General features: G+C 32.7%; 5 protein-coding genes. 1 reads left to right on the forward strand and 4 read right to left on the reverse strand.

What is annotated here, in order from left to right:
- Positions 1–618: 618 nt before the first annotated feature.
- Together ACR0QS_RS12055 and ACR0QS_RS12060 are read right to left on the reverse strand one after the other, a co-directional pair.
- Positions 619–1,140, reverse strand: a complete 522-nt coding sequence (locus ACR0QS_RS12055) for a hypothetical protein (RefSeq protein WP_432633700.1) — start codon at positions 1,138–1,140, stop codon at positions 619–621.
- Positions 1,141–1,661: 521 nt separating this feature from the next.
- Positions 1,662–2,561: a hypothetical protein gene (locus ACR0QS_RS12060; RefSeq protein WP_432633701.1), complete on the reverse strand. Its 900-nt coding sequence runs from the start codon at positions 2,559–2,561 to the stop codon at positions 1,662–1,664.
- 67 nt (positions 2,562–2,628) lie between these two features.
- Here ACR0QS_RS12060 and ACR0QS_RS12065 point away from each other — a divergent pair, with 67 nt between their 5' ends.
- Positions 2,629–2,838 (forward strand): hypothetical protein, encoded by a 210-nt coding sequence (locus ACR0QS_RS12065; RefSeq protein WP_432633702.1) that lies wholly within the window; start codon positions 2,629–2,631, stop codon positions 2,836–2,838.
- Positions 2,839–2,896: 58 nt separating this feature from the next.
- Here the strand turns inward: ACR0QS_RS12065 and ACR0QS_RS12070 are convergent, their stop codons facing one another.
- Both ACR0QS_RS12070 and ACR0QS_RS12075 read right to left on the reverse strand, forming a co-directional pair.
- Positions 2,897–3,061, reverse strand: coding sequence for a hypothetical protein (locus ACR0QS_RS12070; RefSeq protein WP_432633703.1), 165 nt, complete (start codon positions 3,059–3,061; stop codon positions 2,897–2,899).
- Positions 3,058–3,288: a hypothetical protein gene (locus ACR0QS_RS12075; protein WP_432633704.1), complete on the reverse strand. Its 231-nt coding sequence runs from the start codon at positions 3,286–3,288 to the stop codon at positions 3,058–3,060. The genes ACR0QS_RS12070 and ACR0QS_RS12075 overlap by 4 nt, the downstream gene beginning before the upstream one ends.
- Positions 3,289–3,462: the final 174 nt, after the last annotated feature.

Below are 3,462 nucleotides of genomic sequence, written 5' to 3' on the forward strand. Positions count from 1 at the left end.
GATTATTAGGGAGTATAAAGTTAGTTTATAAAATTTCATGTTTTTCCTTTTAATCTTTTCTTACTTTTTTAAAGTAAGTCAAAAGTTCCGTTCTTTTTTCTATCGAGAAAAAAGAACCACGCTAAAGCGGGCAGACGCCAAAAAGCGACTTCTTTTTGTCAAAAAGAAGCAAAAACAACTCCGTCTAGACTTCGTAATCCGTTAGTAGAAACATTTTCGCTAATTCGGACAGTCCCGTCATTGCGAGGCTATTTATAGCCGAAGCAATCTATTTAGTGTGGATTGCTTCACTTCGTTCGCAATGACAATCTTTTTTTCACCGTCATTACGAGCGGTAGCGAAGTAATCCAAAATTAAGAAGTTCTATTTTTAAAATTTAGTTTTATTAATAGTGGATTGCTTCGGGCTAAAGCCCTCGCAATGACAAATTTACAATTCGTTAACATTCTTAATAACAAGGTGGCTTCAGCCCCTTGTGTGCTTTTTCATGAGATGTTAACACAAGGGGTTGAAACCCGTTGTTGTTAGAAAAAGCACTATTCTAATAGTGGATTGCTTCGGACTTTATCAAGTCCTCGCAATGACGATAAATTATTTTTTTCTTTTATTACTCCTTTTTTAAGTTGTTGTTTTTGGGAATTTTTCATAAGTTCCCAGATTTTTTTCATCCAATTTTTTATTTGCAATTAAATCTTCTAATTGCCGTTTTTTATCGTCCGAAAGTCCAGATTTAAGTCCTTCGATATTTTTATTATCTTTAAAGCCTTCCGTAGTCGTTAGAGCGCCGATTATACCGCCAGAATTTTCCATTCCGATTATGTCGATTATTTCTTCCAAAGTTTCTTTTTCGGCTTCTCCCATTGTAACCGTGTGAGCCGATTCGCCTGCGGGGACTACAACCATATAACCGCCCTTGCCGTCAGAATAAATACCGCCAAGCCCAGAAATAGTTTTTTCAAAAGTATAATTCGTTCCGTTGGCTGTTATAGTTTTTCCATCGCTCGAAACGGTAAAATCAGTTCCCAGAGTTTTTAATTTATTAAGAAAAAAGTTGTCATCGGGGTGGGTGATTTTGAGGGTGGATTTTTCGCATGCGACAAGGAAAATCGCCAAGAGGGGAAGTATAATTAAATTTTTCATTTCAAATCCTCGCTTTTACTTTTAATAAAAGTATCAAAAATTATTCGTTCTTTTTTGATAGCAAAAAAGAACCAAAAAACTACCACTTTTTTTGTAAAAAAAGTGGACAAAAAAACATCTTCACTAGTATTTGATAGTCCAACTTCTTACGGGATATATTCCTTTTTTTAAATTCTCCTCTCTTTTATTGACGGGAGTTTTACTCCCTTGTTTCTGAATATTTAGCCTTCCTAATATTCATTGTTTTTTATCGTTGTCATTACGAAGGAGTGAAACGACTGAAGTAATCCAAAATTAAGAAATTCTATTTTCAAAATTTAACTTTATTAATAGTGGATTGCTTCGGGGCTATCGCCCCTCGCAATGACGGTTTTTTACCGCTCGCCTTACTAGGCTATTACAAATTTAATACAACCCCATGCATCTCTACATGGGGCTTAAATCAAAATCTTATTAATCTTTACCAATATAATTTTTATGGTAAATCTATGTCTACTATTCTTAAACTAACTTATTAATTATTAATCAACCCACTCTCCTTTAGTTGCATCCAATTCGAGTATAAAACTTTGTGGAATATCAATTTCATATTCAGGCTTTGGAGTAAGCAAAATAGTAAAAGTAGCGCTTTGTGTTCCTTTTCCATTATAACCATCTTTAAATTTTATGCCGTCTTGTTCAAAATATTTTTGTAGTGTAGTATTAGCATGCAGTTGATTTAAAATCAATTCTTTAACAGTTCCAGCGCTTGCTTTATCTTTATCACTATGAGTATTTGAATTATTTTTAATAGAAATTTTTGTTGTATCTGAACTACTTGTAGAAGATAATTCACCTGTAAAAATATATTTGCCAGAACTAAATTGTGCGTTTATTGCTTTCCTTATATTATCTCCTAAAGTTTGTTTATCAAGATTTTCAGCTTTCGTCACTTCAATATCGAAAGTATCGCTATCTTTAGAAAGAGTATCTTTATCTCCAAATTCTGAATTCTTTTTATAATTGATGGTTAGCTTCGCACTCTTTTTGGCAGTAATATCGCCAAGCTTTTCTCCCTTTACTTTTAAATTTCCATCCTTTACCTCGAAAGTATCGGAAACTAAATCTCCACTAACCTCCCAAGTATAATCCGCATTAGTAACTGTTATACCTATTGGATAGCTCGTATCAGTTGCTTTAGAGTTTACAACCATTAAAGTTCTTGATAACTTTGTGCCTGGAGTATATACCTTACCTCCTTGCCCATTGTCTATTCCGCCCGTAAGCGTATTACCATCTTTTTTGTCATCGTCTCCCCATTTTGGTCCCGTTGATTCATTCCTACAAGAGCAACTATAAGAAAAAGTAAGTCCGAGTAAACATAAGATTATTAATAAAAATTTTGATTTGTGAGTAAAAAATCGTTTAAATAAGTTTGACATAATCAAACCCTCCTATATTAAATATTTTTTTATAAATAACAGAGAAAAATCTCTGAAACTTATCAAATTGAAAGTAAACCAGCGCGTCATTGCGAGCCGACTTGTCGGCGTGGCAATCAAAATAAAGTGGATTACTTCGGCTATAAATAGCCTCGTAATGACTAAAAAATGCATCGTCATTGCGAACGGTAGTGAAGCAATCCAAAATAATAAAATTCCTTTTCGCTGGATTACTTCGGGCGTTGCCCTCGTAATGACAGCTAATATTTCCAAATAGTTTTTGAATGAAAAAAATTTTTTTAAGGTGTTGACAAAAATCGCATTTAATGATATAATTAAAAAGTGATATTTGTATATTTGTATATTTGTATATTTGTATATTTGTATATTTGTATATTTGTATATTTGTATATTTGTATATTTGTATAATAGAACCATTCTGAAACCGCCCTAATTATCAAACCAAATATAAAGCTATTCTTAATACAAATCTTTTTCATTTTCTCTTTTTCCTCGTCATTGCGAGCGTGAGCGTGGCAATCCAAACATGATAACAACGGGCTTTAGCCCATTGCATGCTTTTCTCTGTATCGTTAACACAAGGGGCTGAAGCCGCCTTGTTATTAAGAAAAGCATCATTTCCAATCTGGATTACTTCGCCTCTCGGCTCGTTCCCAAAGGGACGCCTACGGCGAATGACACTATTTATTTTTTCTTTTTCAATCATAAAAACTGCTTCGTCTAAACTCCGCTGTTTTTATTTTCTTTATCTATCAATATAATAACAAACTTTTTAAATTTGTCAATAACTTTTTTAAAATATCGACTTATAAATTCATAAAGTTTAATTATAAGATTAACTAATATTTAATTAATCAATCTATAAATATAATAACAAATA

It is taken from the genome of Brachyspira sp., assembly GCF_050873525.1.
Lineage (GTDB): Bacteria > Spirochaetota > Brachyspiria > Brachyspirales > Brachyspiraceae > Brachyspira.